This window comes from Vibrio sp. Y176 (genome assembly GCF_033438945.1).
In genome coordinates, this window is record NZ_JAWOQS010000628.1 from 1 (window position 1) to 659 (window position 659).

1 protein-coding gene is annotated in these 659 nt (G+C 47.0%); it reads left to right on the top strand.

All coding sequences use genetic code 11. From position 1 onward, the window contains the following. The coding region (locus R7O13_RS27730) for a YihY family inner membrane protein (RefSeq protein WP_318305303.1) at positions 1–628 on the top strand (628 nt) is incomplete at its 5' end. Positions 629–659 lie beyond the last annotated feature (31 nt).

Here is a 659-nt window from a genome sequence, read left to right on the forward strand (position 1 = left end):
CGTCGGTGGTGGCTTCTTGTTTATTGCTGCGCTGATGCTGATCTCCAACATCGATAAAAATCTAAACTACATCTGGCGAGTCAAAGACAAGCGCCGTTTGGTGTTCTCATTTTCGATGTATTGGATGGTATTAACGCTGGGGCCGATTTTAGTCGGCGCGAGTATTGCAGCAACGTCTTATGTCACGTCGTTACAAATCTTAGAAAATGAAACGCTGTCTGGCGCCTTCAATTTGTTCTTACGCTGGTTGCCGCTCTTGCTGTCATTTTTTGCATTTTTAGGTTTGTACATTCTGGTGCCAAACAAAAAAGTGCATTTAGCGCATGGTGCTGTAGGCGCCGCCGTTGCGGCGATACTGTTTGAATTAAGTAAGAAAGGCTTTGCCCTCTATATCACTCAGTTCCCGTCTTACCAGCTGATTTACGGCGCTTTAGCCGCAATTCCTATCTTGTTTGTCTGGGTTTACTTGTGCTGGATGATCGTCTTGCTGGGGGCAGAAGTCACCGCAGCATTGGGTGAGCAAGAGCACTGGAGTGAAGATCTAGACATGATACACTCGTCGGCTGAATCTCAGTTAGCAAATGAAGGAAGCGAGAGAAGTGATAGCGCTAATTCAACGAGTCAGTGAAGCGGCCGTTCGTGTAGACGGTGAAGTGGTT